Origin of the sequence: Ilumatobacter sp. (assembly GCF_049588435.1) — a bacterium.
In the GTDB taxonomy this organism is placed as follows: domain Bacteria; phylum Actinomycetota; class Acidimicrobiia; order Acidimicrobiales; family Ilumatobacteraceae; genus Ilumatobacter_A.
Map to the genome: position 1 here is coordinate 1 of NZ_JBAVYV010000177.1, position 1520 is coordinate 1520.

Here is a 1520-nt window from a genome sequence, read left to right on the forward strand (position 1 = left end):
AGTGCGCGTCGGTGCCTGGCACCGACGCGCACGTGGGACGGGAGCGAATGTGGGTCCGTCGCCGCTATCATCGTCTGGTCCGTTTGGGCTGGTCGCCGGGTCGCCGGTGTCCTCTGCGCAGACGAGATGCGTGCCGGGTCTCCATCCGGACCGCGACCTCATCCAGAACGAAACAGGAACAGGCGACTCACCACGATGCCGAACAAGACCGCAACCATCGAGCAGCACAAGACCCACGATTCCGACACCGGATCGCCGGAAGTGCAGATCGCCCTCCTCACCGAGCGGATCACCCACCTCACCGAGCATCTCAAGATGCACAAGAAGGACCACCACAGCCGTCGTGGCCTGCTGATGCTCGTCGGCCGCCGCCGTCGCATGCTCGACTACGTGAAGTCGATCGACGTCGAGCGCTACCGCAAGATCGTCAAAGACCAGGGCCTCCGCCGCTGATTCGGTCCAGCTTCGCCGCTCGCGGCGTTGCGTGGACTCCTCATTGACGTCACGTCAACATCGTCGTCACGCGCCTTGCGAGCGACGAACCATGATCCCGAGACAGGATGCATTTCCGACTCCGGCTCAGTAGACATTTCAAGGAATCTCCGGGACCGACTGCTGGCTCTTGCCGGTGGTCGGTTCTCGTTTTCGGCCAGACGCATGGTTGGTCGACCGCCTCGGTAGGCTTGCCTGGACCGGAACGTCCGGTCGACGGAGTTCCAGGCGCTGGTTGCCGGTTGCTGACTCCGAGATGACGTGCGGAATCCGGAATGTTTGGCTGTCGATCTCGGGGTGACCAACTGGGAACCGGCCACTGATCCTCCTTCAGAAGCCACGCGGCAGGGTGCTGCGTGTTCGAAAGGAATCAACATGGCTGAAGCCATTTCCGTGTCCGGCCCCATCTCAGGGACCGACAAGACACTCACCTTCGAGACGGGCAAGTTCGCCCCTCAGTCGATGGGCGCCGTCGTGGCGTCGATCGGTTCGACGAAGGTTCTCACCACCGCCAACAGCGCAAAGTCCGTTCGAGAGGGCATGGACTTCTTCCCGCTCACGGTCGACGTCGAGGAGCGGGCGTACGCCGCCGGCAAGATCCCCGGCTCGTTCTTCCGTCGTGAAGGTCGTCCCACCGAGGACGCGATCCTCACCTGCCGTCTCACCGACCGCCCGCTGCGCCCGAGTTTCCCCGAGGGGTTCCGGAATGAGACCCAGGTCGTCACGACCGTGCTCGGCGCCGACCAGGTCAACCCGCACGACGTGCTCTCGATCAACGCCGCTTCGGCTGCGCTGATGATCTCGGGCATCCCGTTCGATGGCCCGCTCGGCACCGTCCGCATGGCGTACAGCCAAGAGGGCGAGTGGATCCCGCACCCCACGTTCGAAGAAGCCGAGAACGGCACGTTCGAGATCGTCATCGCCGGCCGTGAACTCGACGACGGTGACGTCGCCGTGATGATGGTCGAAGCCGGTGGCTCCGAGAACGCCTTCTACTACTACGACGATGGCGCCAAGAAGGTCACCGA

At 63.7% G+C, this 1520-nt stretch carries 1 protein-coding gene and 1 pseudogene; both read left to right on the top strand.

Annotation, left to right across the window (positions count from 1 at the left end; all coding sequences use genetic code 11):
• The first annotated feature begins 195 nt into the window (after positions 1-195).
• On the top strand, positions 196-453 hold the full coding sequence (gene rpsO, locus WBV89_RS06450; protein ID WP_423980510.1) for a 30S ribosomal protein S15: 258 nt from the start codon (positions 196-198) through the stop codon (positions 451-453).
• 414 nt (positions 454-867) lie between these two features.
• Positions 868-1520: pseudogene (locus WBV89_RS06455) on the top strand (polyribonucleotide nucleotidyltransferase); the annotation flags it as partial.